11 protein-coding genes are annotated in these 17,012 nt (G+C 66.9%); 3 read left to right on the top strand and 8 right to left on the bottom strand.

The annotated features are described in order from the left end of the window. The first annotated feature begins 203 nt into the window (after positions 1 to 203). Both ACFFGN_RS35195 and ACFFGN_RS35200 read left to right on the top strand, forming a co-directional pair. Positions 204 to 1,697, top strand: coding sequence for a carboxylesterase/lipase family protein (locus tag ACFFGN_RS35195; RefSeq protein WP_380057316.1), 1,494 nt, complete (start codon positions 204 to 206; stop codon positions 1,695 to 1,697). A gap of 39 nt (positions 1,698 to 1,736) precedes the next feature. Further along, positions 1,737 to 3,044 carry a glycoside hydrolase domain-containing protein gene (locus ACFFGN_RS35200; protein WP_380057318.1) on the top strand — a complete coding sequence of 436 codons (1,308 nt, stop codon included), beginning with the start codon at positions 1,737 to 1,739 and terminating at the stop codon, positions 3,042 to 3,044. Positions 3,045 to 3,062: 18 nt separating this feature from the next. On the opposite strand, the gene ACFFGN_RS35205 is transcribed toward ACFFGN_RS35200, so the two are convergent. Next, entirely contained in the window at positions 3,063 to 4,091 is a 1,029-nt protein-coding gene (locus tag ACFFGN_RS35205; protein WP_380057321.1) for a LacI family DNA-binding transcriptional regulator, read from the bottom strand. Positions 4,092 to 4,137: 46 nt separating this feature from the next. Next, on the bottom strand, positions 4,138 to 6,264 hold the full coding sequence (locus ACFFGN_RS35210; RefSeq protein ID WP_380057324.1) for a discoidin domain-containing protein: 2,127 nt from the start codon (positions 6,262 to 6,264) through the stop codon (positions 4,138 to 4,140). 258 nt (positions 6,265 to 6,522) lie between these two features. Here ACFFGN_RS35210 and ACFFGN_RS35215 point away from each other — a divergent pair, with 258 nt between their 5' ends. Continuing rightward, positions 6,523 to 7,461 (top strand): DUF1996 domain-containing protein, encoded by a 939-nt coding sequence (locus ACFFGN_RS35215; RefSeq protein ID WP_380057327.1) that lies wholly within the window; start codon positions 6,523 to 6,525, stop codon positions 7,459 to 7,461. A 400-nt stretch (positions 7,462 to 7,861) separates the two neighbouring features. On the opposite strand, the gene ACFFGN_RS35220 is transcribed toward ACFFGN_RS35215, so the two are convergent. From ACFFGN_RS35220 to ACFFGN_RS35245, 6 genes are all read right to left on the bottom strand, one after another. Continuing rightward, positions 7,862 to 8,542, bottom strand: coding sequence for an NAD(P)-dependent oxidoreductase (locus tag ACFFGN_RS35220; RefSeq protein WP_380057330.1), 681 nt, complete (start codon positions 8,540 to 8,542; stop codon positions 7,862 to 7,864). 225 nt (positions 8,543 to 8,767) lie between these two features. After that, positions 8,768 to 9,214: a MerR family transcriptional regulator gene (locus ACFFGN_RS35225; RefSeq protein ID WP_380057333.1), complete on the bottom strand. Its 447-nt coding sequence runs from the start codon at positions 9,212 to 9,214 to the stop codon at positions 8,768 to 8,770. 4 nt (positions 9,215 to 9,218) lie between these two features. Further along, complete coding sequence (locus tag ACFFGN_RS35230; protein WP_380057336.1) at positions 9,219 to 9,665, bottom strand: hypothetical protein; 447 nt, start codon at positions 9,663 to 9,665, stop codon at positions 9,219 to 9,221. Between the two features lie 235 nt (positions 9,666 to 9,900). After that, the gene (locus ACFFGN_RS35235; protein WP_380057339.1) at positions 9,901 to 10,902 is read right to left on the bottom strand and encodes a sugar phosphate isomerase/epimerase family protein; all 1,002 of its coding nucleotides are present in this window, start codon (positions 10,900 to 10,902) and stop codon (positions 9,901 to 9,903) included. A 210-nt stretch (positions 10,903 to 11,112) separates the two neighbouring features. Further along, positions 11,113 to 16,488, bottom strand: a complete 5,376-nt coding sequence (locus tag ACFFGN_RS35240) for a ThuA domain-containing protein (RefSeq protein ID WP_380057342.1) — start codon at positions 16,486 to 16,488, stop codon at positions 11,113 to 11,115. 100 nt (positions 16,489 to 16,588) lie between these two features. Continuing rightward, positions 16,589 to 17,012, bottom strand: a 424-nt coding sequence (locus tag ACFFGN_RS35245; RefSeq protein ID WP_512700340.1) for an apurinic/apyrimidinic endonuclease family protein, incomplete at its 5' end; no start/stop codon positions are given.

Consider the following 17,012-nt stretch of genomic DNA (forward strand, 5'->3'; position numbering starts at 1 on the left):
TTCCTGGAACTTTGTCCCTGGAACTTTGTCCCTGGAACCTTGTCCCTGGGGATCTGTTCCTGGGGATCTGTTCCTGGGGACTTGTTCTACCACTGCTGCGGCCCTTCGTACGCTCACCGGCGTAGCCCGGGTTACCTCCCGCAGGCGACGTATCGCCGCAGGAATCGCGAGAGCCTCGGAACATGCCAAAACAACTTCTTCGTATGACAGTCGGCCTAGCGGTCGCAGTAACCGCAGTGGCCGCCCAGCTTCCCGCCCAGGCTGCTGACGAGTCAGTCGTCCGAACGGCGACCGGCGCCGTCCGAGGCAGTCTGAGCCCGGACAACCGGGTCTTCCTGGGTATCCCCTACGCCGCACCTCCAACCGGCGATCTTCGTTGGCGAGCGCCTCGACCTCCGACAGCCTGGTCCGGCGTACGCGACGCCACCAAGGTCTCTGAGCAGTGCGTCCAAGCCGGCCGGATGGGCGGACCGCCTTCCGGCAGCGAGGACTGCCTATATCTGAACGTGTGGACTCCGCGGCGGGTTAACCCCGCCAAGCCGGTGATGGTGTTCCTGCACGGTGGGGGCTTCGTCAGCGGCTCGGGCCGGTTCTACGACCCCAAGCGTCTGCTGGCCCAAGACGTACTAGTGGTCACGCTGAACTACCGCCTCGGCGCCCTCGGCTACCTGAAGCACCCGAGCCTCAAGGACCCGTACGCCGGTAACTTCGGCTTGGCCGATCAGCAGGCGGCACTGCGCTGGGTACAGACCAACATCGCGGCCTTCGGCGGAGACCCGCGCAACGTCACCCTGTGGGGCGAATCCGCCGGCGCCTTCAGTACCTGCGCGCAACTGGCTGCACCGGCTGCGAGGGGCCTGTTCCACAAGGCGATCGTGCAGAGCGGCCCATGCGCGAACAACCTTGTCACCAAGCGAGTGGCCGAGCAGCGCGGGCTCAAGGCGGCCGCCGACGTGGGCTGCGGCGTTCCCCACACGGCAGAGGCCTGCCTGCGCGCCAAGCCGGCGTTGGCCTTCGCCGGGCTTAACGAGCACCGGGTCGGCGTGAACCGCTATACCAGCGACCGGCCTTGGATGCCCGTAGTAGGTACTCCAGCCCTGCCACTCCAGCCGGTTGCTGCGGATGTGCCCATGATTCTTGGTGGGACGAAGGACGAGATGCGGGGCTTCGTGAGCAACCTGCTGCCGATGACCGCCGAGGAATACCCGGGCGAGGTCCACGCCGTGTTCGGGGATGACGCGCCCGCGGTGCTGGAGGCCTATCCGGCCAGCCGCTACTCGTCCCCGGCGGTTGCACTCGCGACGGCGCTCTCGGACGAAGGCGCGATGCTTGGCGCTTGTACGCAGCTCGAGACGGCTAGGGCGTCCCGGCGCCCGGTCTACGGGTACGAGTTCGCGGAGGACTCGGGCCGCTTCGTCGGGGACCACCCGCTTGGGGCGTACCACGGCTCGGATGTGCCGTACTTCTTCGGTAGTACGGTCCCACCCGGTCCGGGGTCTCCCCCGCCGTTGACCTCGCTCCAGCAGGTTCTGGCGGACAAGCTCGCAGGCTACTGGACCACCTTCGCGAGGACCGGCGTACCGGGTCCGGAATGGTCTGATTTCCGTAGCGGTTCGGTGCTCTCGGTGAGCACAAGCGAGGTTGGCCCGATCGACTTGGCAAAGGCGCACAATTGCCGGTTCTGGCGGTCCAGCTGAACTATGGACGGCGGTCGGGCGTGGTGGGACCTTGACAGCATGCGCACACCTTGGATTCGGCCGGTGGCACTAGCCGCCGCGGCCTGTGCCCTGACTCTCGGCCTCACCGTCCCGGCCGCCGCTGAGCCTGCGACGCCGGTGGGTTATCCCGCCGGCTCCTCCGCGACCCGCTTCACGGGCCTCGCGTTCGATACCTGCACGGCACCGACGGTGGCCCAGCTCACCGCCTGGAAGGCCTCGCCGTACCGGGCCGTTGGAATCTACATAGGCGGACCGAACCGTACCTGCGCGCAGCCGCAACTGACCGCTAGTTGGGTCAATACGGTCTCCCGCCTCGGCTGGAGGCTCATCCCGATCTATATGGGCAGACAAGCACCTTGCACCTTCCGGGCCAACGCTACCGAGATCACCGGCTCGCAAGCAGCGGCACAAGGTACGGCGTCTGCAGCCGACGCCATCGCCAAGGCGAAAGCCCTGGGACTTCTGCCGGGCAGTGCCATCTACGGCGACATGGAGCACTACAACGCGAGCGACTCGTCATGCCAGGCCGTAGTCCTTCGATACCTCTCGAGCTGGACCAAGGAGCTACACCGGCAGGGGTATCTCTCGGGGATTTACGCCCACATCAATTCGGGCGCACAGCACTTGAGCCTCGCCTACCCGTCCACGAGCTACGCAAGGCCCGATGCGCTCTGGATCGCTCGGTGGGACTTGAACTCGGCCTTGACAGGTTGGCCGGGCATCTCCAACAACAAGTGGGCGAACCACCAGAGGGCCAAGCAATACCGTGGCGACCACAACGAGACCTGGAACGGCGTCACCCTCAACATCGACAGCGACCGCTTCGACGCCCCTGTAGCGACTGTGGCATATAACTACACGATGACCAGCAGTCGACCGCTGGCATCACGAACGGGCCCGTCGATGGGATATGCGGCTGTTGCGACGTACCAGCCTCGCAGCGTGGTGAGGGTCGTCTGCCAGGTCACGGGCACCAAGGTCGGCACCACCAGCGTTTGGAACAAGCTGACTAGCGGAGCGTTCATCACCGACTACTACGTCAATACGCTGTCGAACACGGGTTATACGTCTTGGCTGCCGCAGTGCAGCTATCCGTACCAAACGACCGTTGACGGTCTGACAAAACGCTCCGGCCCGGGTACGACGTACGGCGCGCTGGGGTCGATGCCGGTGGGTTCGCTCGCGTGGGTGGTGTGTCAGCGCCTCGGGACGAAGGTGGGGACCACAGCGGTTTGGGACCGCCTGGACGACAGGTCGTGGGTGACGGACTATTACGTGGCTACACCGAGCCAGACCACCTTCAGCAAGCCAGCCCACCGCTGCTGACGCCTCCGGCCACCGCGGTCAGGCGGTGTCGCGTACGACTAGAACCGGGTCGAAGATCACCGAGGTCGGCGGCCCGGACGGGTCCTCGATGTGGCGCAGCAGCAGCCGGGCCATCTCGGCCGCCATCTCCTCGATCGGCTGCGCGACCGTGGTGAGGCCCGCGCTCTCGGCCGGCGAGCTGTCGTCGAACCCGATCACCGCCACATCCCGCGGCACCCGGCGCCCGTGCTGCCGCAGGACCCGCAGCGCGCCAAGCGCCATCAAGTCGTTGGCCGCGAACACACCATCGATCCCCGGCGCAGTATCGAGCAGGTGCTGCATCGCCTCTTCGCCACTCTCGACCGTAAAGTTGCCCTCGGCAACCAGTACGTACGGGCGGCCGTGCCGGGCCATCGCCTGCCGGAACCCGGCCAGCCGATCCTGGGCCGCGGGCAAGTCCGCCGGACCGGCGATGCTGGCCACGTGCCGACAACCCCGCGCGACCAAGTGGTCCGCGGCCAGGGCGGCACCGTTCTCGTGGGCCAGATCGACATAGCTGACCGGCACCGGCTCGGACGGCCGCGCGAACAGCACCGCCGGAAGGCCCTTCTGCACGAACAGCCGCGGCAACGGATCGGCTGGATGGATCGAGACCAGCAAAGCGCCGTCGGCATTGCCCTGACCGACGAAGCTGACCGCCTGGGCGCGAGCCTGGTCCGAGTCGGCGAGCAACAGCGCCGGGTGGATGCCGAGCGTGCGCAGATAACGAACGACCCCGCCGGTGACCCGACCGAAAAACGGGTCACCGAACACCTGGTCGGACGAACTGTCTGCCCCGGACACCACCAAAGCGATCGAGCCGGTCCGCTTCGTCACCAGCGACCGGGCGGCGCGGTTCGGCGTGTAACCGGTGGCCGCGACCGCTTCGCGCACCACCTCGCGGAGGGCCAAGTCGACCGTGTCCACACCGTTGATCACCCGGGACACGGTCGCGCGGGACACACCCGCCACCCTGGCGACATCCTCCAGGGTGGGGGTGCGAACAGCCTGCCGCGGGCGATCCGTCATGACAACAGATCGTACCTGCGGCGGAGAGCGCTCTCTGCCCGTTCGATCATGGCTGGTAGATCCCGAACTCGAACAACGAGTAACCCCACGCCGTACCACGTTGAGTCGCGTGGATCCGGACGTACCGCCCTGAGCCGGTGACCGCCAGATCGTCGACACCGCCGTTCGCCGTGGTGGTCGAGTAGACGGACCTCCAGGTGGTGCCGTTGTCGGACACCTGAATCTCGTACGCCTTACCGAAGGCCGGATCCCACACGAGCTGGACCCGGTTGAACGACGTCACCTGGCCTAGATCCACCTGCAGCCATTGCGGATCCGACCAGTCGCTTGCCCAGCGGGTGGCGTTGTCGCCGTCCGTGGCCAGTCTCGCGACGTACGGCGCGCCGGGGCCGACCAGCTGCTCGGAGGACGCCGTGGCGGGACGCCCGCGCGCGACGTTCGTGCCGGGCACCGTGGGCGGTACGACCCGGAAGGACTTGGTCTCGATACCGACGTTCCCCCGGCCGTCGCGGACGTACACGTACACCTTCCATACCCCGAGCCGCTCAGGCGCGGTGAGCGTGAACGGGCCCGTGCCGGTATGGCTCGTCACCGGCAGAGCGCCCGAGCCGTCGATGTACTTGCCGCCGTACCGGAACTCGTAGCTGAGCGGATCGCCGTCCGGATCGCTGACGTTGACGCTGACGGTGAAGGTGCCACCGGCCGGGACGTCCGTCATCTTACTGAGGTTCATGCCGGTGATGACCGGCGGCAGGTTCCCGTCCTGCTGACCGCTGTAGGCGCGCCGGATCGCGTAGTAGGAAAGGCGTTTCAGGCCGGCGGGCACGATGTTGAACCAGACCGCGCCGAAGTCGTCCTCGTTGCCGTAGTGGAACAGCGTCGCACCGAGCGCCACCCCGGCATGCGCGGTGATGCAGCTCCACGCCTGGGTGTAACCGTCGCGCTTCTGTACGTCGGTGGGCTCGGTCGGTACGCCGTTGACGTCGTTCGGGACTTCCCATTCACCGGCGGGTCCAGCCTCGGTGACGATGTACGGCTTGGTGTAACCACCGGTGATCCAGTCCTGCCGGACCTGGCAGATGTTGCCGTAAGAGTTGACCGCGAGCAGGTCGAGGTCGGGCGAGTACTGGCGGAAGTACGGCCAGGCGCCGGTCCACGCGTCGGTCGAGGTGACTGGGTGGTTCGGGTCGGTCTCGTGGATGGCCCGGGCGCCCTCGTTCACGAACCTGGCGTAGGCGATGCGCTGGTTCTCCAGTTCCGTGCCGGAGTAGCAGTTCTGCAGGCCAAGCACGGACTCGTTGCCGACACTCCACATCAGTACGCCGGGGTGGTTCTTGTACTCGGTGGTCCATCGCCGGATCTCGGCGAGCATGTTCGTCTTATAGGTCGTGTCGGTCACGTAGTTGACGCAACCGCCACTCCCGGGGCCACCACCAGGCTGGAGCCAGAAGCCGTTGATCACCTTCATGCCGTTGGCCGCGGCCGCATCGAGCAACGGCCGGGTCCCGCCGTCCGTACCCCAGGTGCGAACGGTATTGACGCCCGCCGCCTTCAGACCCGGCAGGTGCTGCCCGGCGTCGGTGTTGGCCGGACCCCAGGTCAAACCCTTGATCTGGAAGGGCGTTCCGTCGACCTGGAGCTGCCAGTTGCCCTGGCTCCCGGTCACCCTGGTCACGCCCGGACCGGATGGTTGCCCCTGGCCCGGACTTCCGTGCACCTCGAACTCCCACAGGGAGATCCCGTAGCCGGTCGCACGCGTCAGACCGGTCAAGCGGACGTAACGTCCGTTGGCGGTAACGGGGAGAACTTCGGTCCCGCCACGACCCGTGGTGGTGTTGTACGCCGGCGCCCAGCTCTGCCCGTCGCTGGATACCTCGATGCGATAGGCGGCCGCATAGGCGGTCTCCCAGCGCAGCACCACCTGACTAAGGGTCGCGGCGGAACCAAGGTCGATCTGGATCCACTGAGAGTCGGCCCAACTGCTCGCCCAGCGAGTACCGGTGTTGCCGTCGACGGCTGCGGCCGCCGGCGTACCCGCACCTTCGCTGGAGGAGGCGGACGCGGGTTTGCCGAGAGAGAGCAGCTCAGCGGCCTGCGCCGGTGGAGCGGTCAGGACGACGCTGCCGGCCAGCAACGTCAGCAGGGCCAGCAGGCCGGTGAAGGGGCGTCTCATCGGGTAACTCCTTGCTGTGGAGAGGCGGATGGCACAGCGACCAGACGTGGTCGAGGTTCAGAGAGCGCTCTCCGGTGGCACCGATCGTGATCGCCCAAACCGGCTCTGTCAACGGGCTCGGCTAGTTCCGGAACCGTGGCGAGGCCTTGACAGCGCCTTCTTCGGGCGCGGAATGTGGTCGCTCAGAGAGCGCTCTCCGATCCACGCATCGATCGCGGGCAGCCCCACACCCGCGGATTTCGCCAAGAAAGGAGAGCCGTGTTCCGCCTCAAACCCGCACTATCCGTACTTGTCGCCGCCACGCTGCTGGCGGGTGGACTGACCGCCGGATTGGCCGCCGGACGCACCAGTTCGGCTCAAGCCGCCGACGAGGTGACCCACCACGAGTTCCAAGTGGGTTGCACCGTCACCAAGCGAGGACCGCACGACCCGATCGTGTTCCCGGGCATGCCCGGCGCCTCGCACGACCACAGTTTCGTCGGCAACACGTCGACCGACGCCTACTCCACCCTCAACTCACTACTGGCTCCTGGCCCCGGCGCCACCTCGTGCCGGAATCCCGACGACCTATCGGCGTACTGGTGGCCGACGATGTTCAAGGGCGACCAGGTCGTTCAGCAGTCCTGGCACCAGACGATCTACTACAAGTCCGGGGTTCTCGATTACACCTCGGTCCGGCCGTTCCCGCCGGGTCTGCGCTATGTGGCCGGTAGTCCGACTGCCAGCCAGGAGCAGTTCCGCAACGCGCCTGGTCGCGTCGAAGGCTGGGAGTGCGGAGACAGCGCGCACAACTACGACCTGCCGGCGAACTGTCCGGCCGGGACGCAACTCAACATCCGCTACCAGGCACCTAGTTGCTGGGATGGCGTCAACCTCGACTCGGCCGATCACAAGAGCCACATGGCGTACCCGGTCAACGGGGTCTGCCCGAGCAGTCATCCCCGGCCTGTACCGATGCTGGAGTTCAAGATCGCCTTCCCGGTGGATGGCGACCTGTCGACCGTTCGTCTTGCCAGCGGCCGTGGCTATTCCTGGCACTACGACTTCTTCAACGCCTGGGACCCGGAAACCCTGGCAGCTCTGGTAAGCCACTGCATCAACGGCGGCCTCCAGTGCGACTCCCGAGGCTACGACCTCTACAAACCCCACCGAGGCGCCGTCCTAGGCCCCAACTACCGCCTCCCCGGCCGCCCCTAACTCCGTCCCCACCCATCCACCCGCCGCCGTTCCCTGCAACGGCGGCGGCCATCCCCCACCACCCCAACCACCTCACGGTCGGACGCGAAATACGGAGGCCACGGTTGCCCGGGCGGCGGATCACACGGCGAGACGTGCCAAATCGCCGACCCTCACCACCAGACGCCGCGGACCCGGATACCGGGTCGCAATGTCAGGGCAGGCGGTCATCGGTCCCATGACTGCGGTCACGGTCCGGCTTCAGCGTTGCCACGGGCGCCGGTTGACCGGAGGTGGCGGCGTTTGCGGCGGTGGTCTTCGCTGCTGTGGTCTTACGGCGACGGCGACGGCGACGGCGACGGCGACGATGGCGATGGCGATGGCGATGGTGAACCGGGTGCGGTGGTGATCGGGGCGCGGGTTAGTAGGCGATGGTGAAGCGGGTGCGGTGGTGTTCGGGGCGTTCGATCTCGTCGAGGAAGGCGGTGGCGTAGTCGTCGCCGCTGATGAACGAGTTACCTTCGTCGTCGGTGAGCAGGATGTCGCCGCCGATGCGGAAGCGGCCGCGTCGTTCGCCCGGGGTGTTCGAGCCGAACGAGGCGCCGGGGCTCACGTAGAACCAGTCCACGTCTTCTGGCAGGGCGCGGAAGGCCTCTAGTACTTGGGCGTGGCTGGTCGCTTCGGGTTTTGCTGTGGCGGGGAATTCTGGGGTGTCGACTAGGCGCGGGCCGTCGGGTTTGGTGAGGAGGCTGCCTGCGCCACCGGCAACGGCCAGGCGGAGATTGTTGTCGCGGGCAACTTGCGTGAGGGTGGGCATCGCGTCGACGAGCTGCTGGCCGTCGATCGGGCGCGCGGGGATGGCGATGACCAGTACGTCGGCGCCTGTTGAGACGTCCGCTAGGAAGGCGGGGTCGTGTACCGATCCGGATCGCGTGATTAGGCGGTCGGGGGTGGGTGCCGGGTGGTCGGGGGTCTTGAGGTCCTCGGGGGTGATCTGGCTGGAGCGGGAGACTCCGATTACCTCGTGGCCTCGGCGTAGGGCCTCTGCTGTGATTCGGCCGCCTGCGTATCCGGTGTAGCCGAGAACCACCAAACGTGCCATGTCGCTCCCTGTCGGACTGTTGCCCTGTACAACCAACTGAAGGGACAACGAGCGAGTGGGGCTTCGGTGACTGATGGTGGGCGGGATGTGATGCACGACTCGCAGAATGGTGCCGGGTACGTGGGGTGGCTGTTTGCGACGATTGGTCTCCTTTGCCGCTCGTCCGTATGTGTAGCTGTGCGCGTTGGTCTTCAGCGGCAAAAGAAGACCAATCGTCGCCGGTGGTTAGCGGAGGCGCCTTGGATTCCGGGTGTCTGCTGGGGTGGATGCCTCAGGTTGCGGTGGTGGGGGCATGGCGGGGCAGTTGGGGGTGTGGGCGCAGGTTTCAAGGTTGGTGCAGCCGGCGGCTAGGGCTTGGCGGAGGGTGTTGGCCGTTGCGGTTAGGTCTGCGATGCGGGATTCGAGTTCGGCGAGCTTGGTGGTGGCTTCGCCTTGCAGGCTGCCGCCGTGGCGTAGGAGGGCGGTGATCTCGTCGAGGGTGAAGCCGAGGCGTTTGGCGGCTTTGATCACGCGCAAGGTTGTGAGTGCCTCGGGTGGGTAGAGGCGGTGGCCGCCGAGAGTTCGGTCTGGTTCGGCCAGCAGGCCACGTCGTTCGTAGTACCGCAGGGTTTGGCGGTTCACTCCGGCTGCGGCGGCCAGTTCGCCGGCACGCATTCCCTCCGCGACGGTCATCGGCTCAGGCCCAGAGCGAACGGGCTCGCGCTTCGAGGGCGTTGAGTATCTCGACGTAGCGCGGCGGCACGGTCACCGTCATCAGCACCGCATCACCCGCACGAGCGGCCGCGTCATCCCCACGACCAGCCGGGTCGCCCGCCCGGCCGAAGGAGCCCGCCTGACCCAAGGAGCCCGCCTGACCCAAGGAGCCGAAGGAGCCGGACGGGCCGGAAGAGCTGGCGGTGTCGAAGGTGAAGGTGAAGAAGGAGCAGCAGGTGGTTTCTCGTGTGGCGAGGTCCTTGGCCCACGACTCGGCGTGGGCGGGCAGGCGGATGACCAGGGTGTTCGGATCGACGCGTTCCGTCGTACCCGCGGCCGTGCGGAAGAGGTCGTCGAACTCGGCTTCCCGTAAGGGTTGTTCCGCCGTAGGCAGCGTGCAGGCCTCCGGCGCCCACTGGATCTCGGTCATGATTCGACGATAAACCCGTACCCAAGGACCACTTGCAAGGCCGGACTTGGGTAACCGAGCGACGATTGGACTTCCTTTTGCCGCTCGACCGCCGGCGCGCGGCCGCGGGTTGGCTTTCAGCGGCAAAACGCGGGTTGGCTTTCAGCGGCAAAAGAAGTCCGATCGTCGCAAGTGGTGAGGTCGCCTGCAGCACCACGTGCAGGGCACGGTGTGCGCAAGTGCTGAGGCGTTGCGGTTAGGAACTGAAGGCGGCGTCGAACGAAGCCGACGGCGGATCGAAGGCGAGCGACCGAACGAACTTCACAGCCTCGGCCGCACCCACCAGGCGATCCATACCGGCGTCTTCCCACTCCACCGAGATAGGCCCGTCGTAACCGATCGAGTTCAGCATCCGGAAGCAGGCCTCCCACGGTACGTCGCCATGGCCGGTCGAGACGAAGTCCCAGCCGCGGCGCGGGTCTCCCCACGCCAAGTGAGAGCCCATCCGCCCGTTGCGGCCGTTGCCGACCTGGCGCTTCGCGTCCTTGCAGTCGACGTGGTAGATCCGGTCCTTGAAGTCCCAGAGGAACCCGACCGGATCCAGGTCCTGCCAGACGAAGTGGCTCGGATCCCAGTTCAACCCGAACGCCTCGCGATGACCGATCGCCTCCAGAGTCGCGACGGTCGACCAGTAGTCGTACGCGATCTCCGACGGGTGGACCTCATGCGCGAACCGCACGCCGACCTCGTCGAACACGTCCAGAATCGGGTTCCACCGATCGGCGAAGTCCTTGTACCCGGCCTCGATCATCGACGGCGGCACCGGCGGGAACATCGCGACCGTCTTCCAGATCGACGACCCGGTGAATCCGACCACCGTGTCGACGCCGAGCCTGCGGGCGGCCCGCGCGGTGATCGCGAGTTCCTGGGCGGCGCGCTGCCGTACGCCTTCGGCCTCGCCGTCACCCCAGATGTGCGCGGGCAGAATGCCCTGGTGCCGCGCGTCGATCGGATCGTCGCAGACCGCCTGACCGACCAGGTGGTTCGAGATCGTCCACACCTTGAGGTTGTACTTCTCCAGGATGTCCAGCCGGTTCCGCACGTACGCGTCGTCCTCGGCGGCTTTGCGGACATCGAGGTGATCACCCCAGCACGCGATCTCCAGACCGTCGTACCCCCACTCGGAGGCGAGCCGGGCCATCTCCTCGAACGGCAGGTCGGCCCACTGGCCGGTGAACAACGTGATCGGTCGAGCCATCTGTTCCACTCCTTGTCGTGACTACTACGGACATACCGAAACCAGGTGCCCCAGCCCGGGACGGAGCGCTTTGTCCCGGGCCGGGGCGAGGGCCGGCGTACCGGTCCCCCATCGCCGCGCGACCCCGGCTCCGCGCTCGGGTGGGGCCGAACCACCCGCGGTGCGAAGTTCCGGCCGGAGCCGGACCCAGAGCCACGCGGCGACGTTCATTTACAACTGGCCCTTCAGGTGGGTTCCGACCGCTCGAAGCAGCTCGCGCGCCTGCTGGTTCCCCACGCCGTTCGTGAAGAGCAGGAAGCGATCGAGGGCAAGCCGGGCCGGGACCGCCTGACCGCGGGCGTCATGCCGCCGAGCGTCGGCGATGCTCTGCTTCAGCAGCAGCGCGTTCACCGTGGTGAGCTTCTTCTCCGCGACGAACCGGTCGATCAGCTTGACCGTGCCGTCGTACGTCGCCACGACGTCGAACGCCACCTCGGCCGTACCGGGGTTGCCGGCGTTGTCCGTGGCGCTCGCCGTCAGCACGTGCCGCCCGAGCCCGATGACGACACCATCCAGCCGAGCTCCGACGGGCTTTCCGTCCAGGCTCAAAGTGGTTGCCCCGGCGCCGGAGGTGGCGTCGGTCGCGGTCGCGGCCACCGGTACGACGTCCGCGATTCCAACGGCGGCATTCGCGGCCACGCCAGTGATAGCGACCTTCGGTGCGACCTGGTCCACCTTCACCGTCGCCGACTTCGGCTCGGACACGTTGCCCGCGGTGTCGCTGGCCCGGACCTGCACGGTGTGCGTGCCCTCAGCCGTGATCGTGACGGGCGTGGTGTACTCGCGCCACGGCCCGTCGTCCACCTTCTGCTCCAGATAGACCTGGCCTGGCGACTCGTCGGTTCCAGTCGCGCTCACCTTGACCGGTCCCGTCCACCAGCCGTTCTGGCCGGACGGCTCCTGCGGATCGACCGCGAGCTCCAGAACGGGCGCGAGCACGTCCTTGTTCACGTGGAAGTAGTCGAACTTGGCCGTCTTCGACGCCACCTGGTCCGCGCCGAAGGCGAAGACCCCGATCTTGGCGTTGGCCAGCGCCGCGTTCGTCACCGAAGGCAGGGCCGTCCAGGTCGTACCGTTCGCGCTGTACGAACCGGTGAACATGGTGCCGTTCTTCGCCAGTCGCAAGTACCAGACGCCATGGGTGGGCGCCGGTGACGCGTTCGGCTGGGGAGTTCCGACCACCTCGCTGGTCTCACTGCGCAGCTCGATGGCTCGGGTCACCGGCGAACCGGCGGCATTCGTAGCGAGCAGATCGAGCTTCACGTAGTTGCCGTCATCGGTGTACGCGAGCAGACCACCTTGCTGATACCGCTCGTTGAAGGCGGAACCGTCCACCTTCGTCTCGATCGTCCAGTCGCCCGCGGGCGCCGGCTGGAGCATCAGGTTCTTCGGCCCGGTGTTGCCCGTGCCGTAAATGTCGCCCTTGCTGGTGTCGATCTCGAGCTGGCCCCCGGCCTGGCGGTACGCCGCGGTGTCGGGCCGGACCACCTGTGACCAGCGGCACGGGTCCACCGCCGTACCGTCGAACTCGTCCGACGGCGCGGGCTGCGTCGCGGTGTCGTCCGGCGTGATGGCGAAGTAGTCGAACGTCGCCGTCATCGGCAGTGCCTCGGTCCGGTTGGCCAGGCCGAACATACCGATGTGCGGATTGTTGATTCCGGCAAGCGCCTTGGTCTGCGGCATCGCCGTGAACGTCACGCCATCGCCACTGTAGAACGCCATCAGATCGCTGCCATCGCTGGTGAATCGCACCCAGACCGTGTCCGGGAAGGCGGCACCAAGCGGCGCGGTGTTGCTCTCGGCAACTTCATTCGGAACGCCGGCCTCTTCCCGGATGAACTGGAAGACCCGATCGGCCGCGCCCGTACTCCTTGCCTGCAGCACCATCTTGGCGTAGTTGTCGTCATCGCCGTACACGATCAGCCCCGCTTGCTGGTACGACGTACGCGCGGGCAGGTTCACCTTCGCGGTGGCCTGCCAGGCGCCGTTCGGCAAGGGCTGCAGCACGATGTTCGGCGTATTCGTATTGCCCGTGCCGTAGATGTCCGTCGCGGTCAACGGCAAGACCAGTGAGCCGGCGTTGACCGCCAGGTCCTGGTTCTCCCGGACGACCTTGGTCCAGCGCGTGCGGTCGAGCGACGTACCGTCGAAGCCGTCGGATCTACCCGTGAGGCAGCTCGGCGGCGCGACGGCGTCCACCTGGATCGGGATGTTCTGCGTCCCCACGGCGCCCCGGGTATCGCTAACGCGCACGCTCGCCGTATACGCGCCGGGTGTGGTGTAGGTGTGGCTGGCCGACGCACCCGTCGCGGTGCCACCGTCGCCGAAGTTCCAGACGTACGACAGCGGGAGATCGCCGTCCGGATCAGTGGCCGTGGTGCTGAAGTCCACCGCGAGCGGCGCCGTACCAGTGGTCGGCGTCGCGGTGGCGTTCACCACCGGGCGCTGGTTCTCCGTGACGCCCCGGCCGATGAACTTGACCCAGTTGACGTTGAGCTGGCCCTGGGTTTTGACGAAGTACAGCGTGCCGGTATCGGTCGAGGCCGGGCTCACCGCGGCGGTGAAGTCGCCATACGTCTGCCAGGCGCCGGTCGGGTTGACCCGGATGGTCGACACGATCGGCCCGTGCTCCGGGTGATCCTTGCGCACGACAACCGTCGCGCCTGCCTCGGGAGAGGCCGCCCGGAGCTGGATCTCGTCGATGCCGGTGAGGTTCATCGGCCGCCAGGCCCACCAGTCGCCGTCCTCGATGAAGCCGATGTTCTTGCCGCCACCCGCGGTGTCACCGGTGGTCTCCGCGACCACACCACCGCCAGGGCCACCGGTCTCGTCGAAGTACTCCGCCTCGCGCAGCTTCGGCTGGAGCTGAACGACCTTCTCGGTGGTGAGCGGCGCGCTGCCGGGCGAGCCCTTGTCGGTGTACTTCACGGTGACGATGCCGAAGATGTTCGCGCCGACATGCCCCTCGTCACCCGGCAGCGGGAAGGTGCCGCTGCAGCCGCGGTACTGCTCATAGCCGTGCGCGTGCTCGTCATGGCCGAGCGCGGGCTGGGTGATCACGTCGTTGCAGTCGACCGTGCCGTCCTCGGCGTCCGTCACCGATACCTGGTAGCGGATGGTGTCGCCGAAGTCGAAGAAGCCACCGTTCTTCGGCAATGTGACGGTGATCTGTGGCGCCGAGTTGCCCGCGGTGATGGTCGCGTTCGACACCGCCGTCCGGCCGTCCGCGTCGGTGACGGTCAGCCGGGCGGTGAAGGCGCCGGGCTGGTTGTAGACGAAGGACGGCTTCACCACCGTGCTGTCGATCGTGCCGTTACCGTCGAAGTCCCACGCGTAGGTGATCGGCGAACCGTCCGGATCGCGTGAACCACTCGCGTCGAAGTTGACCGTCAACGGCACCGGCCCGGATGTCCGGTCGGTGGTGAACGACGCCACCGGGGCGCGATTGCCCTGCACATAGTCGATCCGGTAGATGCCGGAGTCCGCGTTGTTGCCGCCGAAACCGCTACCCCACTCGATCACGTAGAGCGCGCCGTCCGGCCCGAAGTGCAGGGCGTGCGGGCGGTTGAACGACATCTTCTCCAGCATGCGCGACACATCCGTGACGCCGTTGCGGTCGTCGTTCGGCTGGATCGAGAACATCCGGCCGTTGTTCCAGTCCCCCAGTACGGCCTTGCCGTCGAACGCACGCGGCCATTTGCGCGGCGAGTCCGAGTCGGGGTTGAACTTGTACCCGCCACTGGTCATCGGCGCGCCGCTGTTACCGATCTCCGGGACGCCGGTCGAGCTCATGCCCATCCACAGATCGGCCGGAATCGCCGCCGGCAGATTCGTGATCCCGGTGTTGTTCGGCGAGTTGTTCACCACGCCACCACAGTTGAACGTCGGTCCAGGCGTGCTCGTGGCGAAGTCGTAGTCGTTGTACGGCGTGTTGTTGCCAACGCAGTAGGGCCAACCGTAAAAGCCCGGCTGATCCACGATGTTCCACTCGACCCGGCCATCGGGACCGCGGTTCGGATTGGCCTGGCCGGCGTCCGGGCCGTAGTCGGCGACGAACAGCCGATCCGTGGTCGGGTCGATGCCGATCCGGAACGGGTTGCGGAAGCCCATCGCGTAGATCTCCGCCCGGGTCTTCGCCGTTCCCGCCGGGAACATGTTGCCGGCCGGGATCGTGTAGCTGCCGTCGGGCTGCGGCTTGATCCGCAGAATCTTGCCGTTCAGGTTGTTGCTGTTGGCGGCGCTGCGCTGCGCGTCCCAGAACGCGCGCCCTGGCTGCTCGTCGATCGGGGTGTAGCCGTCGGAGGCGAACGGGTTGGTGTTGTCACCGGTCGCGATGTACAGGTTGCCCTGGGCATCGAACTCGAGCGCGCCGCCCGCGTGACAACACTGGTCGCGCTGCGTATCGATCCGCAGCACCTCTTTCTCACTGGCCAGCTCGAGCGTCTCCCCCGTGAGTTTGAATCGGGAGACCTTGTCGACCGCGACCGAGCCCGCCGGCGAGTAGTAGAGATAGACGAAGCCGTTCGTGGCGAAGGCCGGGTCGAGCGCGATACCGAGCAGACCGAATTCCTGACCGGTATAAACGTTCAGCGTGGCCGCGGTGACCACCGCGCCGTCGGTGCGGATCAGCTTCACGGCACCGTTGCGATCGATGTACAGCACGCGGCCGTCGGGTGCGATCGCCAGCTCCATCGGGTTGCTGGTGTTGTCGTCCAGCGTGACCTTTTGATAGCTGTCGCTCAGCGAGGCGGCGCAGTCGGCCGACTCCACCCCGGCGGCGGTACGGATGCCGCCCAGCAGGTGCTTGCGGAAGACCGGGTCGGCGAACGACTCGATCGTATGGCCCATACCCGTGTACCAGGATCGGCCGCCGTCGTAATCCTGGCACCACGCGATCGGGTGCTCGGCGCCCATCGTGCCACCGGTGTACGACGTCTCGTCCAGCGAGGCGAGCACATGTACGGCACCGCGCGGGTTGGTCTGGTAGTTGTACCACTCGTCAGTCCGGTTCCACCGGGTCGGCGCCTCGGCGGTCGACGGGTGCGCGTGGTCCTCCACCTTCACGTCCGCGTTCGGCGTACCCGGCGGGTGGCTGGCGAAGTAGCTGCCGACAAGCTTGCCGTACCAGGGCCACTGGTACTCGGTGTCCGACGCCGCATGCACGCCGGCATAACCGCCACCGGCCCGGATGTATCGCTCGAACGCGGCCTGCTGGTCCGCGGTCAGCACGTCGCCGGTGGTGGACAGCCAGATCACCACCTCGTACTGCGCGAGGTTCGCGTCGGTGAAGGCGGCGCCGTCCTCGGTGGCGGTCACCTCGAATCCGTTCTGCTGACCGAGTTGCTGGATCGCGGCGATACCGGCCGGAATCGAGTCGTGCCGGAAACCGGCGGTCTTCGAGAAGATCAGCGCCTTGAACGTCTCGTCACCGTGACCGGGATGGGCGGTGGCGCTGATGGCTCCTAGCGGTATGGCGAGCACGGCGATCACCGCCAGGACAACGACGCGAATCGCCATCCCGTGCAGCCGCCGAGGTATATGGGACATGGGGAGCTCCTATGGTGCGGATAGAAAGCTGCGCTCCAGCGGTTCCGGGGCGGGTCCCCGGGCGTCGGCCCTTTATTCGGTTGTCCCGGTAGTCCGTTCCTCAGCGGACCCCGAGCAGGTGTTCCATGGCGAGCTGGTCCAGCCGCTCGAAAGCAAGCCCTCGCGCGGCCAAGGCGTCCGGGTCGAAGGACTCAGCCCGTACGTCGGCCAAGGTCTCCCCCGCGCCAAGAGTCGGCTCGGACAGCTCGTCGACTCGGGCCGCGGCCAATGCCTCAACCACCTCGGGATCCGCACGGAAGGCCGTCACCTTCTCCCTGAGGATCAGGTAGTTGCGCATACACGCCGCCGCCGTGCCCCACACACCCTCAACGTCTTCGGTGCGCGGCGGCTTGTAGTCGAAGTGCACATACCCGTCGTACGCGCCCTGCAACGCGTCGACCGTCCAGAACGCCTCGCGCAGGTTCCCCGCGCCGAAGCGCAGGTCCTGGTCGAACCGCGGTCCATGCTGGCCGTTCAGGTCGATG

The organism is Kribbella deserti (genome assembly GCF_042434725.1).
In the GTDB taxonomy this organism is placed as follows: domain Bacteria; phylum Actinomycetota; class Actinomycetes; order Propionibacteriales; family Kribbellaceae; genus Kribbella; species Kribbella deserti.

Excerpts from the sequence above, each read along its gene's own strand:
- ACFFGN_RS35195 (WP_380057316.1), top strand. The coding sequence starts at position 204 with ATGACAGTCGGCCTAGCGGTCGCAGTAACCGCAGTGGCCGCCCAGCTT.
- ACFFGN_RS35200 (WP_380057318.1), top strand. The coding sequence starts at position 1,737 with ATGCGCACACCTTGGATTCGGCCGGTGGCACTAGCCGCCGCGGCCTGT.
- ACFFGN_RS35205 (WP_380057321.1), bottom strand. The coding sequence starts at position 4,091 with ATGACGGATCGCCCGCGGCAGGCTGTTCGCACCCCCACCCTGGAGGAT.
- ACFFGN_RS35210 (WP_380057324.1), bottom strand. The coding sequence starts at position 6,264 with ATGAGACGCCCCTTCACCGGCCTGCTGGCCCTGCTGACGTTGCTGGCC.
- ACFFGN_RS35220 (WP_380057330.1), bottom strand. The coding sequence starts at position 8,542 with ATGGCACGTTTGGTGGTTCTCGGCTACACCGGATACGCAGGCGGCCGA.
- ACFFGN_RS35225 (WP_380057333.1), bottom strand. The coding sequence starts at position 9,214 with ATGACCGTCGCGGAGGGAATGCGTGCCGGCGAACTGGCCGCCGCAGCC.
- ACFFGN_RS35230 (WP_380057336.1), bottom strand. The coding sequence starts at position 9,665 with ATGACCGAGATCCAGTGGGCGCCGGAGGCCTGCACGCTGCCTACGGCG.
- ACFFGN_RS35235 (WP_380057339.1), bottom strand. The coding sequence starts at position 10,902 with ATGGCTCGACCGATCACGTTGTTCACCGGCCAGTGGGCCGACCTGCCG.
- ACFFGN_RS35240 (WP_380057342.1), bottom strand. The coding sequence starts at position 16,488 with ATGTCCCATATACCTCGGCGGCTGCACGGGATGGCGATTCGCGTCGTT.